This window comes from Arthrobacter sp. NPDC097144, from assembly GCF_044762205.1.
Taxonomy (GTDB): domain Bacteria; phylum Actinomycetota; class Actinomycetes; order Actinomycetales; family Micrococcaceae; genus Arthrobacter_B.
Genome location: NZ_JBIWDW010000008.1, coordinates 54483 through 78373 on the forward strand (window position 1 = coordinate 54483; position 23891 = coordinate 78373).

General features: G+C 65.0%; 21 protein-coding genes. 9 read left to right on the forward strand and 12 right to left on the reverse strand.

What is annotated here, in order from left to right:
* Nucleotides 1-22: 22 nt before the first annotated feature.
* Nucleotides 23-892, forward strand: a complete 870-nt coding sequence (locus ACIQXM_RS16470) for a LysR family transcriptional regulator ArgP (RefSeq protein ID WP_400933406.1) — start codon at nucleotides 23-25, stop codon at nucleotides 890-892.
* Here ACIQXM_RS16470 and ACIQXM_RS16475 read toward each other — a convergent pair.
* A complete protein-coding gene (locus ACIQXM_RS16475; protein ID WP_400933408.1) occupies nucleotides 889-1782 on the reverse strand; it encodes a hypothetical protein in 894 nt (297 codons plus the stop codon). The two genes, ACIQXM_RS16470 and ACIQXM_RS16475, sit on opposite strands and share 4 nt — an antisense overlap.
* Before the next feature lie 188 nt (nucleotides 1783-1970).
* Between ACIQXM_RS16475 and ACIQXM_RS16480 the strand changes: the two genes are divergently transcribed.
* Both ACIQXM_RS16480 and ACIQXM_RS16485 read left to right on the forward strand, forming a co-directional pair.
* Nucleotides 1971-2270 carry a type II toxin-antitoxin system VapB family antitoxin gene (locus ACIQXM_RS16480; RefSeq protein WP_227892491.1) on the forward strand — a complete coding sequence of 100 codons (300 nt, stop codon included), beginning with the start codon at nucleotides 1971-1973 and terminating at the stop codon, nucleotides 2268-2270.
* A complete protein-coding gene (locus ACIQXM_RS16485) occupies nucleotides 2263-2940 on the forward strand; it encodes a LytR C-terminal domain-containing protein (RefSeq protein WP_400933410.1) in 678 nt (225 codons plus the stop codon). Before ACIQXM_RS16480 ends, ACIQXM_RS16485 begins: the two co-directional genes overlap by 8 nt.
* Nucleotides 2941-2981: 41 nt before the next feature.
* Here the strand turns inward: ACIQXM_RS16485 and ACIQXM_RS16490 are convergent, their stop codons facing one another.
* Nucleotides 2982-4091 carry a Gfo/Idh/MocA family protein gene (locus ACIQXM_RS16490; protein ID WP_400933412.1) on the reverse strand — a complete coding sequence of 370 codons (1110 nt, stop codon included), beginning with the start codon at nucleotides 4089-4091 and terminating at the stop codon, nucleotides 2982-2984.
* Nucleotides 4088-4825, reverse strand: coding sequence for a sugar phosphate isomerase/epimerase family protein (locus tag ACIQXM_RS16495; protein ID WP_400933414.1), 738 nt, complete (start codon nucleotides 4823-4825; stop codon nucleotides 4088-4090). Before ACIQXM_RS16495 ends, ACIQXM_RS16490 begins: the two co-directional genes overlap by 4 nt.
* Nucleotides 4826-5060: 235 nt before the next feature.
* On the opposite strand from ACIQXM_RS16495, the gene ACIQXM_RS16500 reads away from it, so the two are divergent.
* Nucleotides 5061-5450: a hypothetical protein gene (locus tag ACIQXM_RS16500; RefSeq protein ID WP_400933416.1), complete on the forward strand. Its 390-nt coding sequence runs from the start codon at nucleotides 5061-5063 to the stop codon at nucleotides 5448-5450.
* A 1-nt stretch (nucleotide 5451) separates the two neighbouring features.
* On the opposite strand, the gene ACIQXM_RS16505 is transcribed toward ACIQXM_RS16500, so the two are convergent.
* The 4 genes from ACIQXM_RS16505 to aceA form a co-directional block, all read right to left on the reverse strand.
* Nucleotides 5452-6819, reverse strand: coding sequence for an amino acid permease (locus tag ACIQXM_RS16505; protein ID WP_400933603.1), 1368 nt, complete (start codon nucleotides 6817-6819; stop codon nucleotides 5452-5454).
* A gap of 193 nt (nucleotides 6820-7012) precedes the next feature.
* Nucleotides 7013-7744 carry a DsbA family protein gene (locus ACIQXM_RS16510; protein ID WP_400933418.1) on the reverse strand — a complete coding sequence of 244 codons (732 nt, stop codon included), beginning with the start codon at nucleotides 7742-7744 and terminating at the stop codon, nucleotides 7013-7015.
* 76 nt (nucleotides 7745-7820) lie between these two features.
* The gene (gene aceB / locus ACIQXM_RS16515; RefSeq protein WP_400933420.1) at nucleotides 7821-9452 is read right to left on the reverse strand and encodes a malate synthase A; all 1632 of its coding nucleotides are present in this window, start codon (nucleotides 9450-9452) and stop codon (nucleotides 7821-7823) included.
* Nucleotides 9453-9638: 186 nt separating this feature from the next.
* Nucleotides 9639-10937: an isocitrate lyase gene (aceA, locus tag ACIQXM_RS16520; RefSeq protein ID WP_400933422.1), complete on the reverse strand. Its 1299-nt coding sequence runs from the start codon at nucleotides 10935-10937 to the stop codon at nucleotides 9639-9641.
* 145 nt (nucleotides 10938-11082) lie between these two features.
* On the opposite strand from aceA, the gene ACIQXM_RS16525 reads away from it, so the two are divergent.
* Nucleotides 11083-12582, forward strand: coding sequence for a helix-turn-helix domain-containing protein (locus ACIQXM_RS16525; protein ID WP_400933424.1), 1500 nt, complete (start codon nucleotides 11083-11085; stop codon nucleotides 12580-12582).
* Nucleotides 12583-12589: 7 nt separating this feature from the next.
* Here ACIQXM_RS16525 and map read toward each other — a convergent pair whose 3' ends face one another.
* Nucleotides 12590-13369 carry a type I methionyl aminopeptidase gene (map, locus tag ACIQXM_RS16530; protein WP_400933425.1) on the reverse strand — a complete coding sequence of 260 codons (780 nt, stop codon included), beginning with the start codon at nucleotides 13367-13369 and terminating at the stop codon, nucleotides 12590-12592.
* 62 nt (nucleotides 13370-13431) lie between these two features.
* Here map and ACIQXM_RS16535 point away from each other — a divergent pair, with 62 nt between their 5' ends.
* Both ACIQXM_RS16535 and ACIQXM_RS16540 read left to right on the forward strand, forming a co-directional pair.
* Nucleotides 13432-13758 carry a helix-turn-helix domain-containing protein gene (locus ACIQXM_RS16535; RefSeq protein ID WP_400933427.1) on the forward strand — a complete coding sequence of 109 codons (327 nt, stop codon included), beginning with the start codon at nucleotides 13432-13434 and terminating at the stop codon, nucleotides 13756-13758.
* Between the two features lie 82 nt (nucleotides 13759-13840).
* Nucleotides 13841-14734 (forward strand): Fpg/Nei family DNA glycosylase, encoded by an 894-nt coding sequence (locus tag ACIQXM_RS16540; RefSeq protein WP_400933429.1) that lies wholly within the window; start codon nucleotides 13841-13843, stop codon nucleotides 14732-14734.
* 117 nt (nucleotides 14735-14851) lie between these two features.
* On the opposite strand, the gene ACIQXM_RS16545 is transcribed toward ACIQXM_RS16540, so the two are convergent.
* A complete protein-coding gene (locus ACIQXM_RS16545; protein ID WP_400933431.1) occupies nucleotides 14852-18757 on the reverse strand; it encodes a S8 family serine peptidase in 3906 nt (1301 codons plus the stop codon).
* 276 nt (nucleotides 18758-19033) lie between these two features.
* Between ACIQXM_RS16545 and ACIQXM_RS16550 the strand changes: the two genes are divergently transcribed.
* Together ACIQXM_RS16550 and ACIQXM_RS16555 are read left to right on the forward strand one after the other, a co-directional pair.
* Nucleotides 19034-20023, forward strand: a complete 990-nt coding sequence (locus tag ACIQXM_RS16550) for a glycosyltransferase family 2 protein (RefSeq protein WP_400933433.1) — start codon at nucleotides 19034-19036, stop codon at nucleotides 20021-20023.
* On the forward strand, nucleotides 20020-21510 hold the full coding sequence (locus tag ACIQXM_RS16555; protein ID WP_400933435.1) for a polysaccharide pyruvyl transferase family protein: 1491 nt from the start codon (nucleotides 20020-20022) through the stop codon (nucleotides 21508-21510). Before ACIQXM_RS16550 ends, ACIQXM_RS16555 begins: the two co-directional genes overlap by 4 nt.
* A gap of 124 nt (nucleotides 21511-21634) precedes the next feature.
* On the opposite strand, the gene thiD is transcribed toward ACIQXM_RS16555, so the two are convergent.
* The 3 genes from thiD to ACIQXM_RS16570 all read right to left on the reverse strand — a co-directional run bounded on the left by thiD (nucleotide 21635) and on the right by ACIQXM_RS16570 (nucleotide 23738).
* Nucleotides 21635-22480 (reverse strand): bifunctional hydroxymethylpyrimidine kinase/phosphomethylpyrimidine kinase, encoded by an 846-nt coding sequence (gene thiD / locus ACIQXM_RS16560; protein WP_400933436.1) that lies wholly within the window; start codon nucleotides 22478-22480, stop codon nucleotides 21635-21637.
* Nucleotides 22481-22582: 102 nt separating this feature from the next.
* The gene (locus ACIQXM_RS16565; protein WP_400933438.1) at nucleotides 22583-23056 is read right to left on the reverse strand and encodes a hypothetical protein; all 474 of its coding nucleotides are present in this window, start codon (nucleotides 23054-23056) and stop codon (nucleotides 22583-22585) included.
* Complete coding sequence (locus ACIQXM_RS16570; RefSeq protein ID WP_400933440.1) at nucleotides 23049-23738, reverse strand: TetR family transcriptional regulator; 690 nt, start codon at nucleotides 23736-23738, stop codon at nucleotides 23049-23051. The genes ACIQXM_RS16565 and ACIQXM_RS16570 overlap by 8 nt, the downstream gene beginning before the upstream one ends.
* Nucleotides 23739-23891: the final 153 nt, after the last annotated feature.

The window sequence follows — 23891 nt, forward strand, 5'->3', positions numbered from 1 at the left end:
GCACATGCATTAGATTCTCTTCATGAACTTTGAACACCTGCGGGCACTGGCTGCTGTTATTGATGAGGGCACCTTCGAGGCTGCGGCGGACCGTCTGCACATCAGCCCCTCCGCGGTAAGCCAGCGGATTAAGGCACTGGAGAAGTCGGCCGGACAGGTTGTGGTGCGGCGCGCCGTGCCCTGCACCCCGACGGACGCCGGGTCTTACCTGCTGCGCCTGGCCCGGCAGGTGCAGCTGCTGGAAGCGGAGGCGCGGGAAGCCCTGGGATCGAAAACGGCGGCCGTGACTGCCACACCCGTGGCAGTGAACGCTGATTCCCTGGCCACCTGGTTCCTGCCGCTGCTCGAGGAAGCCGCCGGATGGACCGACACCACGCTGGACCTGCACGTGGAGGACCAGGACCACAGCAGCAAGCTGCTGCGGCAGGGCGACGTGCTGGGCGCGGTGACTTCGGATCCGTCACCGGTGAACGGCTGCCGGGCCGTGCGGCTGGGTGCCATGCGCTACGTTCCAGCGGCCGCCCCGGCACTTCGGGAACGGTTCACCCGGGCGGACGGGGTGGACTGGGAAGCGATGCCGGTGCTGCAGTTCAACTCAAAGGACAACCTGCAGCGCAGCTTCCTCGCATCCCATGGCGTCACCGGACTACCGCCGACCCACATCGTTCCGTCCTCCGAGGCCTTCGTGGCCGCCGTACGGGCCGGGATGGGCTGGGGCATGGTGCCGGAACTCCAGGTCGGCTCGGACTTCGACGACGGCAGGCTGGTGCTGCTCGACGCGCGGGCACACCACGACGTCGTCCTGTACTGGCAAGCCTGGACGCTCCAGTCCGAGCGGCTGAACCGGCTGACTGCGGCGGTCCGCCGGGCCAGCCGCCGGCTGAGAAGCTAGCTGACGCCGTCGTCGTCGGCCGCCGTGCCAACCGCCATCGCGGCCCAGCGGGCAAAGTAGGCGCCGCCGGCGTCGTCGTGGATGCGGTCGCCCGCGGTCAGGACCGGGTATGGCTTGGCGGGAACGCCGTCGGCCGGGCGTACGTCCACATGCGCGACGTCGTAACCCAGGGCATGCAGCTCATCGGCCATGGCGTAGTCGGTGCGTGAATCCCCAACGGTGCGCCAGGTGCGGGGAACCTCGGTGCCGGCGGCCTCCAGGAGCGCCAGGGCGCGACGGGCACCAAGGTCCTTGCCGACACCGAGCGCCTCGATGTCGGTGGAGATGATGGTGGGATCGATGCGGTAGTCGATCGAGTCGTCACTGTCCGGAACATGGTGGTCCAGCCGGCAAACGCCGAGGTCCAGCTCGCCCATCAGGGCCAGGGCGTCGGCATCGAACTGCTGCTGCTCGGCCAGGTATTCTGCGTTGTCCACGTCCACGTGCTGCTCCACGGAGACCATGGCGCGCTTGGTTTCGTCATAGAACATATGGGTGCTGTACTTCTCCGCCACCAGCTTCCGGACGGCGTCGGCGTAGTTGCCCGGAAGCGCCAGGGCGGAATCCACCTGCGGCTCGCCGGGGCCGGATCCGGTAAAGGAGAACCATACGGCGCCCTTTTCACAGATGGCATGAACCGTGGTGTCCGTCGGCAGCCCGGCCGCGATCATCGGGGCCATGACCTGCCCGCGGATGAATTCATCGGACCGGCCGGTGTTGAAGATAACGGGCCAGCCGGCAACTGCCAGCTGTACGAGGTCGGTGATGATGTGGGCCGGTACGGAGCGGGTAACCGGGCTGGCTACCGGGCCGTCGACGTCGAGCAGCAGGCCAAAGCGGGGAGAAGTCACCGTGCCAGTATTTCACCGGGGCAGCCGCGGCGAAAAACCGCAGGTGCGGGGCGTAGCTTCGCATTGATGCTGGTGAGAGCACGAATCACCGAAAAAGAACCCTTTGGCGCCCGTAATGTAGCGGAATGCACGGCGCCCCGCCGGGGCACGCTGTTTCAAAGGCCGCCGATCTTCCATACTCTGTATGAGTGATCTTCAAAGCTGTTGGCGACGGACGCCCTTACCCTGACCATGGATACGTGACACCCAAGGACTGGGCAGCGGTACCTCCCCGGCAGGTCCGGCTCGATGAGCTGGTCACCACCAAGAGCACTCTGGACCTCGGCGCGCTGCTGGCCGAGGACTCCACCTTTTTCGGCGATCTGTTTCCGCATGTTGTGCAATGGAAGGACACCATGTACTTGGAAGACGGGCTGCACCGGGCCGTGAGGACGGCGCTGCATCAGCGGACCATCCTGCATGCGCGCGTCCTGGTGATCGATGACTGACGAGCCCTCCGGCGCGCAGCACCGGAACAGGGCAGCGAGGAACGACCCCACCGAGTGGCACGGCCACCGGATCGTCACCGAAGACGATCTGGGGGCTGTGTTTGATCCCGCAGCTGACGCTGCCGCGCAGCTGCGCCGGCGGAGACGGCTGCGGCACCGGATCGTCATTGGCCTGCTGGCCGCTGTGCTCCTGGCGGCTGCGCTCTTCGCTGCGGCTGTCCTGCAGGGGTGGATCGTACTTTCCGAGCCGGAGCCGGCGCCCGCGGCGTCAACGGAATGCCCCGCAGGGCCCTTCTCCTATCAGGCACCGGACAGCATCACGGTCAATGTTTACAACACGACGGCGACGGCGGGACTCGCCTCGCAGGTCTCCGAGGCCCTCGCGGCCCGCGGGTTCCAGGCCGGAACCGTGGGGAACAGTTCCGTGAACCGTGAGGGAATGACGGCCATTATTGTCTCCGGCCCGGAAGGGGAAGCCGCTGCCTTCACCCTGCAGCAGCAGATTCCCGGAACGGAATACATCCAGGACGACCGCGCTGACGGCACCGTCGACGTCGTGCTGGGCTCCGGTTACACCGAGCTGGTGCCGGCGGAAAAGATTTCTGCAGCTGTCCCCGGGCCCATGAGCTGCCCCTGGGAATCGGCAACGCCGGCGCCTCCCGCCGGATAACCGGCCGGGGAGACGCCGGCGTGCCGTGCGTTGCCCGCGTATTAGTCCAGAGTGGCGGCCGTGGGATCCCAGTCTTCTGGCAGGGCAGGCACCCGTGCCGCCGAGCTCTCCACAGAAACGAAGTTTCCGGTTTCCACGGACTCCGTGATGGAGGCCATTGCATCCAGCACGTGGTAGGCCAGTTCACCCTGCGCCCGGTGCGGGCGCTCCTCCCTCAGCGCACGGGCCATTTCCAAGACGCCGCTGCCCCGCGTGGTGGTGGCACCGACGGACGGGACGGTGGTCCAGTCATCAGCGCCGGCCGCGCAGATCATGACGTTGCCGTCAAAGGTGTTGGGGTCGGGGAAGGCAATGGTGGCGTCCGTTCCGGTGACTTCCACCAGGCCTGGCCGCCGGTAGGGCGAGTCGAAACTGAAGATGCTCTGGGAGGACTCGCCGCCCTCAAACTGGGCGATGGCGCTGACATGCGTGGGGACGGTGACGGGGAACGTCTCCCCGGCGCGCGGCCCTGAACCGATGGTGCGCAGTTCCCGGGAGCGGGAGCCGAAGGCACCCACCTTGCGGATGGAGCCGAACGTCTGGACCAGGGCGGTCAGGTAATAGGGGCCAATGTCGAACAGCGGTCCGGCGCCCTCCTGGAACAGGAACGCGGGATTGGGGTGCCAGGACTCCGGCCCGGGGGACTGCATCAGGGTCAGGGCCGTGAGCGGGGTGCCGATGTCCCCGTTTTCAATCATCCGGCGGGCAGTCTGCAGTCCGGCGCCCAGGAACGTGTCCGGTGCGCAGCCGAGGCGGACACCGGCGGCGTCGGCAGCTTTGAGCAGCCCCAGGCCCGACTCGCGGTCCAGCGAGAACGGCTTTTCGCTCCAGACGTGTTTCCCCGCCGCGACCGCCGCCGTGGCGACTTCCACATGTGCGGACGGCACGGTCAGGTTCACGATGATCTCGACATCGGGATGGTTCAGGGCGGCGTCCACGCTGCCGGATTCTGCGATACCGAATTCCCGGGCGCGTTCCGCGGCGGCCTCAGGAAACAGGTCCGCCACAATGTGCACGGCGATGTCCGGAAAGGACGTGAGGTTGGTGAGGTATTCCTTGCTGATGACACCGGCGCCGATGATTCCGACGCCGACCGGTCCCCGCTTGGTCATGACGGCCTTCCTGCGTTGAGGTACTCGAAGCTTGCTGCGACTGCGTCCATCATGTTCCCGGCGTGGTCATCCAGTTCCACGACGCCGCTTTCCAGTGCGGATGCGGCATCGACGATGTTCCAGATCGGCAGGGTCCCGCTCCCCACGGCCACCTGGTCCGCGGGGTTGGAGGTTGCCGGGCCGTCCTTGATATGGATGAACCGGACCCGGTCGCCGAGCCGTTCCAGCAATTCCACCGGGTCCTGGCCGCCCACGGCCGCCCAGTAGGTGTCCACCTCCAGCACCACGTCGGGGCTCAGGTGTTCGGCCAGTACGTCCAGGCCGGTCCGGCCGTCGGGGAGCGTCTGCAATTCCCACCAGTGGTTGTGGTATCCCACGCGGACGCCGAGTGAAGCACCCTTTTCCGCCGCTGCGTTCAGGGCAGCGGCCGTAGCGGCGATGTCTTCCTCCGAGGTCCACTGTTCCTCCGGAACATGCGGATCAATCACCGTGCCAATGCCCAGCAGCCGGGCGGCTTCGAAGATGGCGTCCTGGTCGCTGCGCAGCAGGGGTGCATGGCCTGACGGGGCGCTGAGGTTGTTCTCCTTCAGGGCCGCCGCCAGCTCCTCCGCGTTGACATGGAAGTTGTAGGGTTCCACCTCGCGGAAGCCAATGGCTGCGAGCTGCTTGAGTGTCCCCGGAAGGTCGGCCTCAAGCTCCCTGCGGACGGTGTACAGCTGAAGGGAGAATGTCACTGCTCTGCTCCTCGTTGAGTACGATTGTGGTGCCCTGTGACCTACGGCACTCTCAATCTAGGGAGACTTATGACGACAGTCAAGCAAAAGTTGTCACCTGAGTGGGACCCGCTGCTTGGGCTGGGCCGGGCTCCTGGGGGCAAGCTCCGAAAGGATGCCGGAACGCTGGACGCAGGGACTCGCGGTGCGAATACTCGGGTTCATGACATCAACGCATTCCTGGGAGGAACGTGCCTTGCTGAGCTTGGAGTTCGGCACGGCGGCTGCGGCGCTCGGCGGGGGCATCCTTCTGGCCGTGCGCCCGGACGGAGCGTTCCTGCACGCTGATCCGTCGGTCCTGCGCCGCACGCCGTTCTCCGACTGGCGGGCTCCCGGTCTGCTTCTTGCCGCCGGGTGCGGAGGCGGTTTCCTGGTGGCGGGGCTGCTGCAGCTGCGCCGCCACCGGGCCGCCCGGCTGGTGTCGGCCGCCGCCGGAACGGCATTGATCGGGCTGGAAGCGTGGGAGATCGCCTTCGTGGAATTCCAGCCGCTGGAAGCGGTGTTCGCCGGAGTGGGAGCCGCCGTCGTCGTGCTGGCGCTGCGCTCACCGCCGGCAGCTGGCAGCCGGACCGCCGAGCGCCGGTGACCTACCTGTCGGCGTGCGCAGCCGTCCGGCTGTCCACGGTTTCGTCGGCCAGTTCGGCGCGGACCCGGCCGTTTCCGCGCACCCACAGGCGGTAGGCCGCGAACAGCAGGACAATCCAGGCCGCGCCCACCACCAGGGCCACGCGGGTGTCCGGCATGATGCCCAGCAGCACCACGATGAACGCCATGAACGCCAGGGCGGCGTAGGAGGCAAAGGGCCAGAACGGGGTGCCGAATTCGGAAGCCGGCAGGCCGCGGCGCTTAATGTCCCGCTTCATCGCGATGTGGGAGAGCAGGATCATCAGCCACACCCACACGGTGGCGAACGTGGCGATCGAGGCAATGATCGTGAACAGGGATTCAGGCAGCAGAGCGTTCAGCACCACGCCGGCCAGCAGCACCACGCCCATGGTGGCCACGGTCATCCACGGCACGCCGTGCCGGGAGATTTTCGAGAACGACGACGGCGCCTGGCCCTGCTGCGCGAGTCCGTAGAGCATGCGCCCGGCACCAAAAATGTCCGAGTTGATGGCCGAGAGGGCAGCGGTGATGACGACGGCGTTCAGGATGTGGGCGGCCGCGGGAATGCCCAGGGAATCGAAGATCTGCACAAACGGGCTGGTTTCGCCGTTGATGTCCTGCCACGGGAAAATCATCATCAGCACGCCCAGGGCGCAGACGTAGAAGAGCAGGATGCGCACCGGCACGGTGTTGACCGCGGCGGGGATGGCTTTCTTGGGGTTCTCGGCCTCGCCGGCAGTGATGCCCACGGTTTCGATCCCGCCAAAGGCGAACATCACAATGGAGAAGGAGGCCAGCAGGCCCCAGAAGCCGTTGGCGAAGAACCCGCCGGAGCCCAGCATGGTCTCCAGCCCCGGGTTTGCCGTGTCCGGCAGGCCGAAGCCGAACACCACGATTGCCGCGCCGCCCACAATCATGGCGATGATGGCGCTGACCTTAATGATGGACAGCCAGAACTCGGTCTCGCCAAAGACCTTCACCTTCATCAGGTTCAGTGCCGAAATCAGCAGGACGGCGGCCAGGATCCAGATCCATCGCGCCACCTCGGGGAACCAGAACCCCATGTAGATACCGAGCGCGGTGACATCGGCAATGGCGACGATGGCCATCTCAAAGGCGAACGTCCAGCCCGTGATGAATCCTGCGAACGGGCCGAGGTAGCGGCTCGCGTACTGGCCAAAGGAACCGGAGACCGGATGCCGCACCGCCATCTCCCCGAGCGCGCGCATGACCAAGAACACAGCCGCGCCGCCGATCATGTAGGCCAGCAGCACCGCCGGACCGGCTGACTGGATGGCCGAGGCAGACCCGTAGAACAGGCCCGTGCCGATGGCAGAACCGAGCGCCATGAAGCGGATGTGCCTGATATTCAGGCCGCGGGCCAGCGCCTGGGTAAAGGAGGACTTCAAAGAGAACGCACCTTGGAGATTGGGGGGATAGGCCGAATAGTCGGCCTATCCATATTACGCCGGTGAAGGGTTACGCCGGTGAAGGGGGCGACGCCGGAGGGTGCGGCCCCGGACGCCCCCTCGGGGACCGCCCCTAGCAGCCGTCCGGGCCGCAGGCCGGACCGTCCGCCGGACCGTCCGCCGAACCGGATGCCGGCACCGGAGTCAGGTTCACCAGCGGGTGGGCTTCCTGCCAGGCCTGTTCCAGGGCCGAAGTGAAGAGTTCGGCGGGCTGTGCACCGGAGATCCCGTACTTGTTGTCGAGGACAAAGAACGGCACTCCGCTGATTCCCAGCGACTGGGCCTGCGCAATGTCGGCTTTGACGGCGTCGGCGAATTCGTCGGTGGCCAGCACGGCGCGGATCCGTTCCGGATCGAGGCCTGCCCCGGCGCCAATCTCTGCAAGGGTATCCGCGGCACCGATGTCCCGGCCCTTCTCAAAGTGGGCGGACAGCAGCGCCTCCTTGACGGCGTCGGCGGCCTTGTTGCCGCCCTCGGCGCGTGCGAGGTGGATCAGGCGGTGCGCGGAGAAACTGTTGGCAACCACCAGGGAGTCGTAGTCGTAGTGCAGGCCCTCACCGGCGGCCTGTGCGGTGACCTGCTCCAGCATGCCGGCGAGCTGCGCGGGATCGATGCCCTTGCGCTCGCTCAGATACTCGACCTCGGTGCCGTCAAAGTGTTCGGGCAGGGACGGGTCCAGCTGGTAGCTGCGCCAGCGGACCTCCACCTCATCCCGGTGGGGGAAGCCGGCGAGGGCGGATTCAAAGCGGCGCTTGCCGATGTAGCACCAGGGGCAGGCAATGTCGGACCAAATATCAATCTTCATATCCGGTGCAACGCGGAAAGGACCGGAAGCCATTCCCGGAGTGCGCCAACACTCCGGGAACGGTTCCGGTCCTTGCTTAGGCCGCAGCCAGTTCCCGCGCTTCGTGCAGGAACCGGGCGTAGGCCGGAACCGTCAGGAAGGTCGGGAATTCCTCGCCGCAGGCCACTTCCTCGAAGAGCGCCCGGGCATCGTCGAAGCGGTCACCGTCGAAGCGCTGCAGGTTGTTGAACTCTTCCTCGAGGAGTTCCTCCACCCAGCGGTGCGTGATGATCTCGCCCTCGTCGGTGACGGCGGAGCAATGGATCCACTGCCAGATCTGTGAGCGGGAGATCTCGGCGGTGGCTGCGTCCTCCATCAGGTTGTTAATGGCGGCTGCACCGTTGCCGCGCAGCCAGGACTCGATGTAGCGGATGCCCACCTCAATGTTGCTGCGGATGCCCTCCTCGGTGATGACGCCCGGCGTGGAGGCAATGTCCAGCAGTGCCTTGTCGCTGGGCGCCACGTCCTCACGGGTGCGCTCCAGCTGGTTCGGGCGCTCGCCGAGGACGCCGTCGAACACCTCCATGGCCACCGGAACCAGGTCCGGGTGGGCTACCCAGGAACCGTCAAAGCCGTCTCCGGCCTCGCGGGTCTTGTCGGCACGCACCTTTTCCATGGCGACGTCGTTCACTGCGGCATCTTTGCGGTTCGGAATGAAGGCCGCCATGCCGCCGATTGCGTGGGCGCCGCGGCGGTGGCAGGCACGCACCAGCTGCTCGGTGTAGGAGCGCATGAAGGGCGCGGTCATGGTGACCATGTTGCGGTCAGGCAGCACAAACCGGGGGCCGCGGGTCCGGAAGTTCTTGATGACGGAGAAGATGTAATCCCAGCGTCCGGCATTCAGGCCGGCGGCGTGGTCCCGCAGTTCGTAGAGGATTTCCTCCATTTCAAACGCGGCGGTAATGGTTTCGATCAGGACTGTGGCGCGGATGGTGCCCTGCGGAATGCCCATCAGATCCTGTGCCAGGACAAAGATGTCATTCCACAGGCGTGCCTCGAGGTGGTTCTCAATCTTCGGCAGGTAGAAGTAGGGCCCCCGGCCCTGCGAAATCAAGCGGTGGGCGTTGTGGAAGAAGTACAGGCCAAAGTCGACGATGCCGCCGGCAATCGGGGTGTTGTCAATGAGCATGTGCTTTTCCGGCAGATGCCAGCCGCGGGGGCGGACCACGATGGTGGGCAGGTCGGTCAGCGAGGAGCCGGTCAGCTTGTAGTCCTTGCCCTCCGGGGAGGTGAAGTCGATCCGGCGGTCCAGGACATCGCGCAGGTTCAGCTGTCCGTTGATGACGTTGGACCACGACGGCGTGGAGGAGTCCTCCATGTCCGCCAGCCACACCTTTGCGCCGGAGTTCAGGGCGTTGACGGCCATCTTGCGGTCAACCGGCCCGGTGATTTCCACCCGGCGGTCTTCCAGCCCGGGTGCCGGAGGGGCAACCCGCCAGGAGTCGTCCTCGCGGATGGAGCGCGTCTCGGCCAGGAATGCGGGGTCCGCGCCGTTGGAGATCTGCCGGCGGCGGGTCTGGCGCTGCTGCAGCAGTTCCTGCCGGCGCGTGGCCGTGGCCCGGTGCAGCGCCTTGACGAAGTCCAACGCCTGCGGGGTGAGGATTTCCTCCTGGCGCCGCACAGCGGGAGCGGTGAGGGAAATACCGTTCAGCGTGATGGGGTCATTCATGGCGTTCTCCTTCGGGTCTTCAAGATGGGGGAATTTGCTTCTGCACATCCGCCGAGATGGCAGAAACTGCACGTACCAGCCCTGGGAAGAGCAGTTTCTGCCATCTCGCGGGGCGGGGTGGGGGAAGCGGGGGATGAGCGGGGGGAGGGGAGGTGAGGGTGGAGGATGGGGGCTCAGGGTGGTGGGTTAGTGGAACTGGGCGGACTCGGTGGAGCCGGCCAGGGCCAGGGTGCTTCCGGTCGGGTTCAGCGCGGTGGCAATGGCGTCGAAGTATCCGGTGCCGACCTCGCGCTGATGCTTGGTGGCGGTGTAGCCGCGGGATTCGGAAGCGAACTCCTTCTCCTGGAGTTCCACGTAGGCGCTCATTCCGTTGCGGGCGTAGCCGTGGGCCAGGTCGAACATGGAGTAGTTCAGGGCGTGGAAGCCGGCCAGGGTAATGAACTGGAACTTGAAGCCCATGGCGCCGAGTTCGCGCTGGAACCGGGCGATCGTGTCATCGTCCAGGTGCTTCTTCCAGTTGAAGGACGGCGAGCAGTTGTACGCCAGCATCTGGTCGGGGAACTCTGAGCGGACGGATTCTGCGAACTTCCGGGCCAGCTCCAGGTCCGGGGTGCCGGTCTCCATCCAGATGAGGTCGGAATACGGGGCGTAGGCCTTGGCGCGGGCGATGCAGGGCTCAATGCCGTTGCGGACCTTGTAGAAGCCTTCCGGGGTGCGCTCGCCTGTGATGAACTCCTGGTCACGCTCATCGACGTCGGACGTGATCAGGGTGGCAGCCTCGGCGTCGGTGCGGGCAATGACGACGGTTGGCGTGCCGGCAACATCTGCTGCCAGCCGGGCGGCGTTCAGCGTGCGGACGTGCTGGCCCGTGGGGATCAGGACCTTGCCGCCGAGGTGGCCGCACTTCTTCTCCGAGGCGAGCTGGTCTTCCCAGTGAACACCTGCTGCGCCCGCCTGGATCATGGACTTCATCAGCTCGTAGGCGTTCAGCGGGCCGCCAAAGCCGGCTTCGGCGTCGGCCACGATGGGGACCATGTAGTCCTCCACGCTCTGGATGCCTTCGGCGAACTCAATCTGATCGGCACGCAGCAGGGCGTTGTTGATGCGGCGGACCACGGTGGGAACCGAGTTTGCCGGGTAGAGGGACTGGTCCGGGTAGGTGTGGCCGGAATTGTTGGCGTCGGCTGCCACCTGCCAGCCGGAGAGGTAGATGGCCTTGAGGCCGGCCTTGACCTGCTGCACGGCCTGGTTGCCGGTCAGGGCGCCCAGAGCGTTGGTGTAACCCTCGTCGCCGGCGTTGCGGAGCTGGTCCCAGAGCTTCTCAGAACCGCGGCGTGCCAGCGTGTGCTCTTCCTGGAAGCGGCCGCGGAGGCGAACGACGTCGTCGGCGGTGTAGTCGCGCTCGATACCGGCCCAGCGGGGATCACTGGCCCACTCGGAGGCGAGCTGCTCGGCGGTGGGTGCGGTGTGCTGTTCCTGGGTCATGACCAACGTCTCCTTGAAGTGGTGCTGCTTCTCCGGCCATGAGAACCGGTGATTTCCTCTGTGCAACCCACTCTGCGGCAATAACAACCCCCTTTCTAGGACTTTTCCCTGGCAAGAAACGCAGTTCTTCGCATATTGTGAATTTGTGACCGACACAACATGGAACCGGCCCGTTCCGGCAGCCCGAACCTCCGCTCCCGGGTCTGAAGCGGAGCGCACTTTGGATGTGATCAGCCTCGGCAGGCGGGTTCGGCACCTGCGCAAAGCCAAGGGGATGACGCTCGACGACCTGGGCGCCGCCGTCGGAACCGTGGCCTCACAGTTGTCGCTCATCGAGAACGGCAAGCGTGAACCGAAACTGGGCATGATGCAGGCGCTGGCCGCCGCCCTGGATGTCAGCATCGATTCGCTGCTGGGTGCGGAGCCTCCGAGCCGGCGTGCTGCCCTGGAGATTGAGTTGGAACGGGCCCAGCGCGGGCCGCTGTATTCCTCCCTGGGCCTGCCGAAGGTCCGGATCAGCTCGCGGACTCCCATCGACGTCCTCGAGTCACTGGTGGGACTGCAGTCGGAGCTGGAGCGCCGGCTCAACGAGCAGGTGGCCACACCGGAGGAGGCACGCCGGGCCAACGGCGAACTGCGGAAGATGATGCGGGAGCGCAACAACTACTTTCCCGAATACGAGGCCGAGGCCCAGAAGGTGCTGGACTCGGTGGGGCACACGTCCGGGCCGCTGTCCCAGCACGTGATCGCTGATATTGCCGCGCACCTGGGATTCAGCCTGCATCACGTGAATGACCTGCCGCACTCCACCCGGTCCGTCACCGATTTGAAGAACCGGCGGATCTATCTCACGCAGTCCCAGCGTTCGGACCACGATCCGCGCTCGGTGTTGCTGCAGGCGCTGGGCCACTATGTGCTCCAGCACCGGACGCCCAGCAGCTACGGGGAGTTCCTCGGCCAGCGGGTGGCCACAAACTACTTTGCTGCGGCACTGCTGCTGCCGCGGAAGGCCACCGTGGAGTTCCTGCAGCGGGCCAAGGCGGCCAAGGAGATTGCCGTGGAGGACATCCGCGATGCCTTCGCCGTATCCTACGAGACCGCGGCGCACCGGTTCACCAACCTCGCCACGGAGCACCTGGGCATCCCTACCCACTTCCAGAAGGTGCACGAGAGCGGCATTGTCTACAAGGCCTACGAGAACGACGGCGTCACGTTCCCCGCCGATCACACCGGTGCCATTGAGGGCCAGCCAATCTGCCGGTACTGGACGTCGCGGGAGGTCTTCTCCGTGCCGGACCAATTCAGTGCATTCAACCAGTACACCGATACCCCGGCCGGGACCTACTGGTGCACCGCGCGCACCGAACGCAGCTCCGGCGGGCTGTTCTCCCTCAGCATCGGCGTTCCCTACGCGCACGTGAAATGGTTCCGCGGCCGCGACACCACCGCTCGTTCCAAGTCACGCTGCCCGGACCCGGACTGCTGCCGCACGCCTCCGGGCGCGCTGTCCTCGGAATGGTCCGGTTTTGCCTGGCCCAGTGCCCGGGCCCATTCGCATCTGCTGGCAGCCCTGCCGCCGGGAGCCTTTCCCGGCGTGGATGAAACCGAGGTGTATTCGTTCCTTCAGGCGCACTCGGCAGACTAGGGATCCCCTAGGAACGCCGGGACGGCAGCGTAAGGATCTCCGCGCCGTCGTCGGTAATGGCGATCGTGTGCTCGCTGTGCGCGCTGCGGCAGCCCGTTGCGCTTCGCAGCGTCCACCCGTCGTCGTCGGTCGTGAGTTCATCGGTGTCGGCCATGACCCACGGCTCCAGCGCGAGCAGCAGCCCGGGGCGCAGCTTGTAACCGCGGCCGGGCCTGCCGGCATTGGGAACGTGCGGGTCCTGGTGCATGGTTGATCCGATGCCGTGACCGCCGAACTGCGTGTTGACCGGGAATCCCGCGTCGCTCAGGACCGAGCCGATGGCGTCGGACAGATCGCCGATGCGCGCACCGGGCCGGGCTGCGGCGATGCCGGCGGCCAGGGCACGCTCGGTGGTCCTGATCATTTTCACGCTCTGCGGAGGCTTGGCGTCGCCCACGATGAAACTGATGGCCGAGTCGGCAGCGATACCGGCTTTGAGCACGGCGAGATCCAGGCTCACCAGGTCGCCGTCGGCAAGCGTGTAGTTGTGCGGGAGGCCGTGCAGCACCGCGTCGTTGACCGAGGTGCAGATGTAATGCCCAAAAGGTCCGCGTCCAAAGGACGGTTCATAGTCCACGTAACAGGACTCAGCTCCGGCTTCCGTGATCATGGCCGCCGCCCACCGGTCAATGTCCAGAAGATTCGTGCCAACCACGGCGCGGCTCTTCAGCGATTGAAGAATGTCTGCAACCAGCGCGCCCGTGACGCGTGCCTTGGCAATTTCGGCGGGATTCAGGATTTCGATCATGCGGTGCCTTTCGAGATGTCCAATAACTATACCGGCCATATTATCCCGGTAGGATAGTGCTCATGGTCAGACTGCCTCTTACACCCGGAGAAGTCGAGCGCGGACAGCGTCTTGGCGCCCTGCTGCGCCGAGCCCGGGGCGAACGCACCATGCTGGATATTGCGCTGCAGGCACATGTTTCCCCGGAGACCCTGCGAAAGATAGAGTCCGGCCGCGTGGCCACGCCTGCTTTCCCCACAGTCGCTGCCATCGCCGGGGTCCTCGGGCTCTCCCTGGACGCGGTGTGGGATGAGATCAGCCGGCCCGGTGTTGAGCAGCCCGGTGTTGAACAGTACGACGCCGTCCGCAGCGGATCCGGCCGCGGCAAGGATGAGCGGCTCGCCTCCTAAGGCTTGGCCCGGCTCCGGGTGAACTTCCGGCGCCGGTCACCGCGGCCTGTATGCACCGGCACAGACCGTTTAGGGTGTAGGCATGCCAGAGATGCCCGAGGTGCAGGGACTCGCCGATTTCCTGCGGACCAAGTTGATTGAGGCCGATGCTTCGCCTGCTGTGATTTCCGATGTGGAGGTCCTCTCCTTCTCCGTCCTGAAGACGGCAGGAGTTCCGCTGAGCGCCCTCACCGGTGCGCCGGTGACGGCTGTCCGGCGCCGGGGCAAGTTCCTGATCATCACCGCCGGCGGTGTCCATCTGGTGATGCACCTGGCCAAAGCGGGCTGGCTGCGCTGGTCCGATGCGCTGAAGCCGGGGCGGCTGCGGCCAGGCAAGGGGCCCATGGCGCTGCGGGTCCGCTTTGCTGCTTCCCCAGACGACGACGGCGGGGCTGAGCCGGGATTCGACCTAACCGAGGCCGGAACCAAGAAATCCCTGGCCGTCTACCTGGTGGAGGACCTGCAGGAGGTTCCGGGCATCGCGAGGCTGGGGCCGGAGGCGTTCGACGTCGACTATGACACTTTTGCTGCGCTGGTCGCCTCGCACCGGGGCCAAATCAAGGGGCTGCTGCGGGACCAATCGGTGATTGCCGGCATCGGGAACGCCTACAGCGACGAAATCCTGCACGCTGCACACCTCTCACCGTTCGCCAATGCTGCCCGGCTTCAGCCCGACGAGGTCCAGCGGCTGTACGAGGCGATGGAGGGCACCTTGGAATCTGCCATTGCCAATGCTGCGGGGCGCCCAGCCGCCCAGCTGAAGGACTCCAAGCGCCGGGCACTGCGGGTCCACGCACGCACCGGTGAGCCGTGTCCCGTCTGCGAGGATACGGTCCGGGAAGTGTCCTTTGCCGATTCCTCCCTTCAGTACTGTCCGCACTGCCAAACCGGCGGAAAACTACTGGCTGACCGCCGGATGTCCAAGCTGCTGAAGTGACGCTGCTTCACGTGAAGCGCCGGGGAAAGTAAACAGCGGGCGCTGAGGCGCCGGGAACAGTAAAACAGCGGGCCCGGGAGAATCTCCCGGGCCCGCTGTCTTTCTACCTGTTGGTGACTACTTGCAGTTACCGCCGTTGTCGGTGGTGTAACCGTCCAAGCGGTTGATGAACGCCGCCATGGCTTCACGCGAGACATCCTCCAGCGGACGGAACGAGTTGTCCGACCAACCTGTGGAAACGCCCGAGTCCTTCATCCACGAGATTTCCTTGTGGAAGAGGTTGTTCGTGGCAACGTCGGTGAAGGAAGCTGCAGCCGGGGCTTTGTATTCCGAGGCATCCCCGACGGAGCACTGCTCGCCGGCGAAGCGGTTCATGAACGCAGCCATCGCATCACGCTTGACCGGCGCCAGCGGGCGGAAAGAACCGTCCGGGTAGCCGGTGGAAACACCCGTCTCAGCGAGCCAGGAGATTTCCTTGTAGAACTGGTTGTTCGTAGCTACGTCAGTGAACGGGGACTTTGCCGGCGCGTTGTACGACGGGGATCCGGCCAGGCGGTAGAGGAACGCCGCCATGGCATCACGGTTGATCGAGCCAAGCGGGCGGTAGGTGCCGTCCGAGTAACCCGTGGTCAGTCCCTGATCTGCCATCCAGTTGATTTCGTTCTCGAACTTGGTACCGGCGACGTCGGTGAAGCGCAGGGCGCCCACCTCAACAGGAGACACCTGATCCTTGACGCCTTCGGCGTTGTGGTGGTGCAGGAACAGGGCCTTGCCGCTGGTGGTGGAGGCCTGGCGGTTGACCGCCAGGAGGGAGGCGTTCTCGTCTACGAACACGTTGGCGCCTTCGGAGCCGGGAGCTCCCTGGAACCACATGGCCGGTTCGGTGACGTTGAATCCGATCCAGGCGGTTTCATCAACGGGAACCTGTGCGCCGTCCGCGTTCACGCTGAAGGCGTTGTACGTGGAGACCCGGTACTGCATCGGAGCGGACTTGGAGAGGTCCAGTCCAAGCGCAGCGGCGGGGATCGGCAGGGTGACCACGTTGGTGTCGAAGTTGTTGGTATCTGTATCTCCGACAACCCCGTTGACCGGGAAGGTGCCCAGCGGCTTCACAGCCGGTGTGCCGTTGACAACCGGGTAGAGCGAGAACACGGACAGATCGATTCCGTCAGCAGAGCCGGTGTTCACCAGGAAATCGGCAGCGCCGTCGTTGTTGGTGTCCAGCTCAACGGAGATCTGGCTGTTGCTGTTCAGCGAGGCCCAGTTCTCCCACGTGCTCACACCGATATTCAGGACGGACTCCGCCAGGTCTCCCTTGGCGGCGGTCAGTGCGGGAACGGTGGAAGCGGCTCCCACATTGCGCAGGTCCAGTGAGTAGAGGGACTGCAGAGCCAGGTTGTCCCGGCGTGCGCTCTCTTCACCCAGTACCAGCGGCGTTACCAGCGAGGTGTACGCTTCGGTGCCCTCGCCCTGATTAAGGTCGCGGCCGTTGAAGGTTACTGCGGCAGTGCCGGCAGCAGAATCAGCAAAGGTGATCTTGGAGCTGGCCTGCATGTCGGACGTCGGCTTCGGAGCAGAGTAGACCGGCACCCGGAGGGTTCCGGCGGCGTCGCTCGTCAGCTGCAGACGGCCCGAGGCTTCCGCCACGTACTGGCGCGGAATGTCGCCCTGGGTCTTCTCTGCGGCGGGGTCGATCGTCTTGGCCAGCGCTGCGGGATCCTTGATGCTCAGCGTGACGGGAACCGTTGCCTTGCCGTTGGCAGGTACGGTGACCTGTCCGCCGGCGGTGATGGTGACGCCGGGGATCTGCGTTGCGGCAAGGTATTCGGCCGAGTAGGTCAGCACCTTGTCGCTCTTGTTCTCGACCGTCACGGAACGGGTGAGCTCGATGGGCGTGGACCCGAGTTCCAGGACGCCGAAGTTCACCGAGGTGAGTCCGGGCTGCTCGGAATCGTAGGCCAGGACCTTCGTGTTCAGTGCATCCAACGCGTCCACGCGGCCTGAACCGGTGCGGTTGGGTGCATAGACAACACCGTCAGCAGTCAGCAGGTCATGGGTGGCGGTGTTCATGATGATCGACTTGACCTCATACGGGTTGTAGTCGGTCTCGGCGATGACGAGGGCGGAGAGTCCGGCGACGTTTGGTGCCGCCATGGAGGTTCCGCTCTTGATGGAGGACCCGGTGCCCGTGCCCACCTGAGCGGACTTGATCTGGGTGCCCGGAGCGGCAACGTCAGGCTTGACGACGCCGTTGGAACCGTGGATGCCGCGCGAGGAGCTGGCGTTCAGGGTATCCAGTGCACCGGACTCGCCGGTCACGGTGCCCAGCAGGTCCTTGTTCAGGCGGACCTGAAGAGTACCGGCCTCAGCGGCGGGACGCAGTTCCTTCGCGGAATTCGCGGTGACCTGCATGCCCGGGATGGTTGCGTTTCCGGCAATGCCGGCGTCGAAACCGTTGAGGGTGGAGTCAATGATGACACCGGCGTAACCGGCCGCTGCGGCGTTGTTCCACCGGACTCCGGATCCGCACTCGCGGGTGCTGGAGTTGTCATCCCAAGTCAGCCAAACCCACTTGCCCTTGTTGGCGCCTGCAGGCTCAAGCGTGGCGCAACCGTCGGAGTTGTCTCCGGCCGGACCCATAACAACGGTGCCGGTCAGTGCTTCATCTGATGCGGTGGCGTAGTTGTAGTTCGCGGTGTACTGGCCGGACGCAGTTCCGGACTTCTTCTGCGACGTCGGTTCGAGAACCTCCGCGGCATCAAGAGTGGTCTGGGAACCAACGCTGTTGGCCACAGTCAGGGCTGTCTCAGCGCTGCCCGGGGATCCACCGATGTCGTAGATGTCGCCTGAGTTGCCCGAGGAGACAACGGACAGGATGCCCTGCGCGGTGAGGGCATTGACGATGTCGTTTTCCGGATCGTCATAGGCCGGGAAAGAAGAGCCGAGGGACATGTTGACTACCTGGGCGCGGTCATCGAAGTTGCCGTCGCCGTTCGGGTCAAGAACATAGTCCAGTGCCTGGCCAACAACTTCCGAGGAACCCTCGCAGCCGAAGACGCGGACGCTGACAAGCTTGGCCATGGGCGCGGTGCCCGGGCCAATGCCCATTCCGTTGACGTCCTTGGCGGTCAGGGCTGAGTAGTCGCCCCGGAAGGTGCTGCCGTCGGCGTTGGTGCCGTAGCCGGCCGCGGTACCGGCCACGTGCGAACCGTGGCTCTGGCAGTCCAGCGGGTTGGCATCCGGCTTGGGGATGGGGTTGTACAGCTCGGGGACCGAGGGATCGGCGTTGTAATCGTCACCCACCAGATCCCAGCCGCCGGCGAACTTCGCCGGATCGTAAAGTCCCGAATCCGCGGCCGGAATGGTCTCGGATGCCTGGGCCTGCGCGAAGGCTTCCATGGTCCCGGGGCCGCCGAAATCGGAGTGGGTATAGTCGAGGCCGGTATCCAGGACGGCGATGGTGACGCCCTCACCGGTCTGGTCGCGCTGAACCCAGGAGTCCAGGGCCCGGACATCAATGTCCCCGCCCTTGTTGTCGAACGTCTTGGGGACAATGCCGGTGATCTTAGCGACGTCACCGCGAGCTGCCAGTGCCCGAATCGCTTCGGCATCACCGTTAATGGCTACGCCCGGAATGGTGTTGGTGGTGGTGTAAATAATGCTGGACGACGCCTGCGCCGCAACATCGTCGGCCTGCGCCTCGATGGAGGCCCGGATCTGCTGGACCTCGGCTGTCTTGTTCAGCGGTGCTGCAAGTCCGTCGCGGACTTCCTGCGGCTGGGTCTGCTCAAAGGCACCCTTGCCGGTGAACTGAACAAATACGGAGACCTGACCTTGCTTGGCCAACAAGTCGCTGGAGACCTTAAGTTCCGGCGTCACACGGGCAAGGCCCTTGGCCGTCGGTTCCCCCTGAGTGTTCCCCTCAACGGCCGCGGCCGGGGTCCACATACTGGAGACCAGAGCAAGGCCGGCAACTGTTGCCAGCGCGGCCTTTCCTGATCTCCGATGGTTTGGATGCTTCATACTTCTCCTTATTAAGGGTCCGCCGGAGCCGGAATTGAAATCTGTTTGATTTCTAGTCCACCGACCGAGACCTAGCAATGACGTAGTGACGTAAAGACGGAGCTGAATCAGGTCCACGATTTTTTCGGTCAGGAAACAAATTGGGCCTTGCTTGTACCTTTGTTTGTCTCTTATCGAATGTCAACAGTATGAACGGATCCAATTTTCCCCGGAGTGCCGCCCTCGGCCGGCCGGTATATCGTAGTGGCTGAAGTGGAGCCGAACTATGGGAGCCAAGTGGCATCGCACGAACCATCGCACGTAGCAGTAATCGTTAGGACCAAGGATCGGCCGCTGTTCCTGAGAAGGGCTCTGCAGGACATTTTCGGCCAGACGTACGGCGGCTTCTCCGTAGTCGTGGTCAATGACGGGGGCGACGCCGACGAGGTTGACGGAGTGGTTGCCGAATTGCCCCCGGAGGTCCGGCAGCGGATCAACATCCTCCACCGTGAGCAGAGCACCGGCATGGAAGCAGCCTCCAATGCCGGCATCCGCAGCTGTGATTCCGCTTACATCGCCATCCACGACGACGACGACCTGTGGCATCCGGAATTCCTGCAGCGCACCGTCCGGCACCTTGAAAATTCGTTCGATGCCGGAGTTGTTGTTCGGACGAACGTCCGATTTGAGGAAGTGGTCGGCGACGATATCGTCGAAACCCGTTCCGAACCTTGTTGGCCGGCTTTCAACCGGATTTCGCTCGGGGAGCAGCTGCGCATTAATCGCGCGGTGCCTATTTCCTTCCTCTACCGGCGTTCACTTCATGAAGAAGTGGGATATTACAACGAAAACCTGGCGGTGTGCGGGGATTGGGAATTCAACCTCCGTGTCCTCGCGATGCACCCCGTCGGTTTTCTCGACGGCGAACCGCTGGCGTTCTGGTGCCAGCGGCCCACTGCCTCCGGTGCCGACGCCAACAGCATTTTTGAGAAGGCGGAGGAGCATCGCCACTTTGACCGCATGGTCCGGGACAACTACCTCCGGGAGGACCTGGCCAAGGGCGGATTGGGCTTCATGCTCCAGCTCAGCTCCCTGATGGCGCAGCAGGAAGAGCTGCTGCTTCAAAACCAGCGGCGAATGGACCGGATGCAGGAGGAACTGACCCAGGCCCTGCAGCGCGTGGAAGACACGGTCAAGCACCGGACCAGCCTGAGCAGTGTTTTCTCCAGGGGGAAAGCTGCCGTCTCGGTGGTCCGGGATGCGCTGCAGTTACGGCGGACATCATGACTGCAAAGATTGCAGTCCTTGCCGATCTTGGCCAGGATTTGTACCACGCGGGCGATGAAGCCATGGGCCACGCCGCTGCGGATGAGCTCCTGGCCCGCGGGTTCGAGGTCCTCCTGCTGTCCCGCAATCCGGAACAGACACAGCGCCTCTTTGGGGCCGGTGCTGCGGCCACGCTGCCGTTTCCCTGGCCTCCGGCCGAGCGCGAAGCGTATCTGAAGAGCATCCGCGAACACCTCTCCGGCACCGCCCCGCTTCCGGCAGGGGACCCGGCCCTGACCTTGATCGCTGAGCTGCAGAAGTGCGACGGCGTCGTCATTGCGGGCGGAGGCAACCTGAATTCACGCTATGGCTGGCTTTTGCATGAACGCGCCGCGCTGGTTGCCGTTGCCCGCTCCCTGGGGAAGCCCGTGGTGATATCCGGCCAGACGCTGGGCCCGCAGCTGACGGGCGTGGACGCAGGGATCCTGGCAGACATGTTTGAGGCAGCGAACCTGTGCTCAGTGAGGGAGCGGTCTTCGGCTGAGCTCTGCCGCCGGCTGGGGGTACGAGCCGTGAGCGGCCTGGATGACGCGTCGTTCCTGGCCTTCGGCGGCGGAACGGCAGGGAAGGATGCAGGGAAGGAAGCCTCCGGCCTTAATCTCCCGGAAACCGGCTATGTTGCCGTCACCGTGGCCCCGCATTCCGGGAACCCCGAGAACTTCCATGAACTCCTGGGTGCCCAGCTGGATGCCCTGCATGCCCGTACGGGCCTGGCGACGGTCTTCCTGCCGCACTTCGGTGTCGGCACCGAGGACAGTTGTGACCGGGAGACGCATGCCCGGATCGCGGCCTGCATGTCCTCTCCCCGGCGCCAGCTTCCGGTACTGCCTGCCCGGGACGTCGCGGCGGTCACTGCAGGCGCATCCCTTGTAGCTACAACGCGCTACCACCCCGCCGTCTTCGCACTTTCTTCCGCAGTGCCCGTGGCGGCGCTGACCAAAGACAATTACAGCGGCGCCAGGCTCGCCGGCGTCATGGCCAACTGGGGCCTGGCGGATTTTGTGGTTCCCCTGCCGGCGCTCTCCGACGGCACGCTGGCCGAAGCACTGGCAGAGACCTGGCAGCGCCGGGAGGAAATCTCGGCCCATCTGGAAGAACTGCAGCCGTCCCGGAGGGCCTGGTTCGCCCAGTGGTGGGACGGAGTGGCGGCGGTGCTTTCCGGCAGCAAGGATGCATCTGCTGCTGTGGACGAGCTTGCTCCGGCGCGTGCGCTGCGTGCCGCAGGGCCCTGGCATGCCGCGGTACAGGAGATAGCCGCCGGGTTCCATGGCCGGTCTGCGGTGGCAGCCCAGACAGACGTCGAAGAGGACAGGCTCCGCTCGTACGCCGTGCAGCGGGACCGTGAGCTCGAAGCTCTTCAGGCCGAGCACCAGCGCCTGCTGAATTCCCGTACGGTCAAGGCAGCGCTTTCCGCGCACCGGCTGTACGCAAAGATCCTGCGTCGCTAACGGGGCCCGGGCTCCCGGTCCCATCCGCCGACAATCCGGGGCCGCCTCGTTTTGCGGCGGGCGGCCCCGGCCGGATCCCAACAGGGCCCCGGGCACCAGCGGCCCGCCGCAAAACTACGTGAACCTACAGAGCAGGGCCGGAGCCTGCGTTGCCCTGCCACAGGGCGTCAAACGGCGTGTTGGAGGAAACCCGGTTGCGGATTCCTTCAGTGACAAAAGCCTTGGCGGTTTTTGCGGCCTGCAGGGGAGTGGCGCCCTTGCCTAGCTCGGCAGTAATGGCGGCGGCAAGCGTGCAGCCGGCTCCGCTGACGGCGACGTCGCCCACCTTGGGTGCCCGCAGGACCTCCATGGTTTCACCGTCGTAGAACACGTCCACGGCGTCGTCGCCTTCAAGGCGAACGCCCCCCTTGGCCAGGACCACGGCGCCGGAAGCTTCATGGATGCGCCGGGCGGCTTCCTTCAGGTCCTCGACGGTTTCGATGGAATCCATTCCGGAGAGGGACATGGACTCAAAGTGGTTGGGTGTCACAAAGGTTGCCAGCGGCAGGATTTGGGCTTTGAGCGCCTGATCCGTATCCAGCGCTGCACCCGGTTCCTGGCCCTTGCAGATCAGGACCGGATCCAGGACTATGTTGGTCCATTCCTGGCTCTGCAGCGCCTTGGCAACGGTGTCGATGGTGGCCGGTGTTCCCAGCATGCCGAGCTTGACGGTGTCCAAATCGTACGCGGACTGGATGGCTTCAAGCTGGTCACTGATGACCTGGGGATCCACGGGAACAAACCGGTGGTTCCAGTTGTCCTTCGGATCAAACGAGACAATGCAGGTCAGTGCGGCAATGCCGTAGGTGCCGAGCTCCTGGAAGGTTTTCAGGTCGGCCTGGGCGCCCGCGCCGCCCGTGGCTTCGGAACCGGCAATGGTCAAGGTAACGGCCGGGGCAGCCGTTTGCGCAGAATGTGTGTTAGCAGACATGCCTCCATCTTCCACCCATGACGGGCTTCGGTGCCACCGGCCGGCCGCAGCGCGAAATGCGCCCCGGTCCGGCCCCGGGAAGCCCGACGGCTGAAAGCAAGACTATGAGTCGACAAGGCCCCAGATGAGGGCCCGGCCCGCTGCCATGGACACGCCGATCGCCGTTCCCATCAGCAGGGGAACCAGCACCGCGTGCACGGTCAGGCCGATGATGATCCAGCCGAGCAGCAGGGGGACCAGAAAGAACGCCAGAAGGTGGATGCCCTGATTCGGGACCCGGCGCAGCAACCAGCCCAGGACGAGGGCTACGGGCAGGAGAGTGAACAGGCCGAGGCCGGCGGCATAGAACGCGGCGACGATGACGGTCCACACATAGCCCCAGAAGTCCCGCGAGGCGCCCCAGCCCACCGCAACGGTGGCAATTGTTGCCAGGACAACGCAGGCGGCGGCATATCCGAGCGCGGAGGCCAGCGGACCGGGGACCACGTAAGGCACGCTCACCACACGGCGAAGGGAGAGCGGAGCGGCGGGTTCGGCTGCGGAGGGAACTACGACGTCGTCGCTTCTGTCAGTCATCGCGCCTGGCTCCCTGGAAGAGGTGGACTACATCCTCAACGATATTTCGGACCACGGGAAGGCGGGAGAGGATAACGAGCTTCGCTGCCAGCGGTGCCACATTTTGCGCCAGCCTGCGCGACCGCCGCTGGCCGGGAGAACGGTCATAAATCCAGAAAAGCGTTACCCCCATGTGCATCAGCCACAGCAATTCGGGCAGATCGTCGCGGATGGCCAGCGGCGGCTGCGGCCGCGAAACGGTCACAACCTGCCGGAACAGGGCAATCGACTTGGCGCGGCCCACTTCCGCCCCGCCTCCGCCGGAGTGGCGGCCGCCGTTGGCCTCCGCTGCCGACGACGGCGGCGTCAAGGCAGTGCGCAGAAAATGGGCGCCGAAGTCGTGGTACGGCCCCAAGATGTCCAGGTTGGCCAGCAGAACCAGGCGCAGGTGTTCACTCAGGCTGTGTCCGTCGCGGAGCAGTGGAAGGGCCCGGCTGCGGTGTTCGTCCTGCAGGAACCGGTACAGCTCAGCCACCAGCTCATCCTTGGACCGGAAGTAGTAGTAGGCGTTGCCCACGGAGACCCCTGCGGCCTCGGCAATGCCGCGCATGGTGGTTTTTGCATATCCCTGTGTCTTGAACAGGGCGAGCGCTGAGTCGATCAGCAGCCGTCGGGTCTGCTCACTCTTGACCGTTGCGGTCATCAACGCTCCTGGATGCAGTTATATGCGGGCTTAGTGACGGGCGGGGAAGCGTGCTGCCATGCGCGCAGATCTCCCGGTCCGTCCGCCAGTACATCACGTTTTTGAACGCGTTCAAAAATGTGTCCGGAGCCTGCCTGCTACGCTGTCGATTTT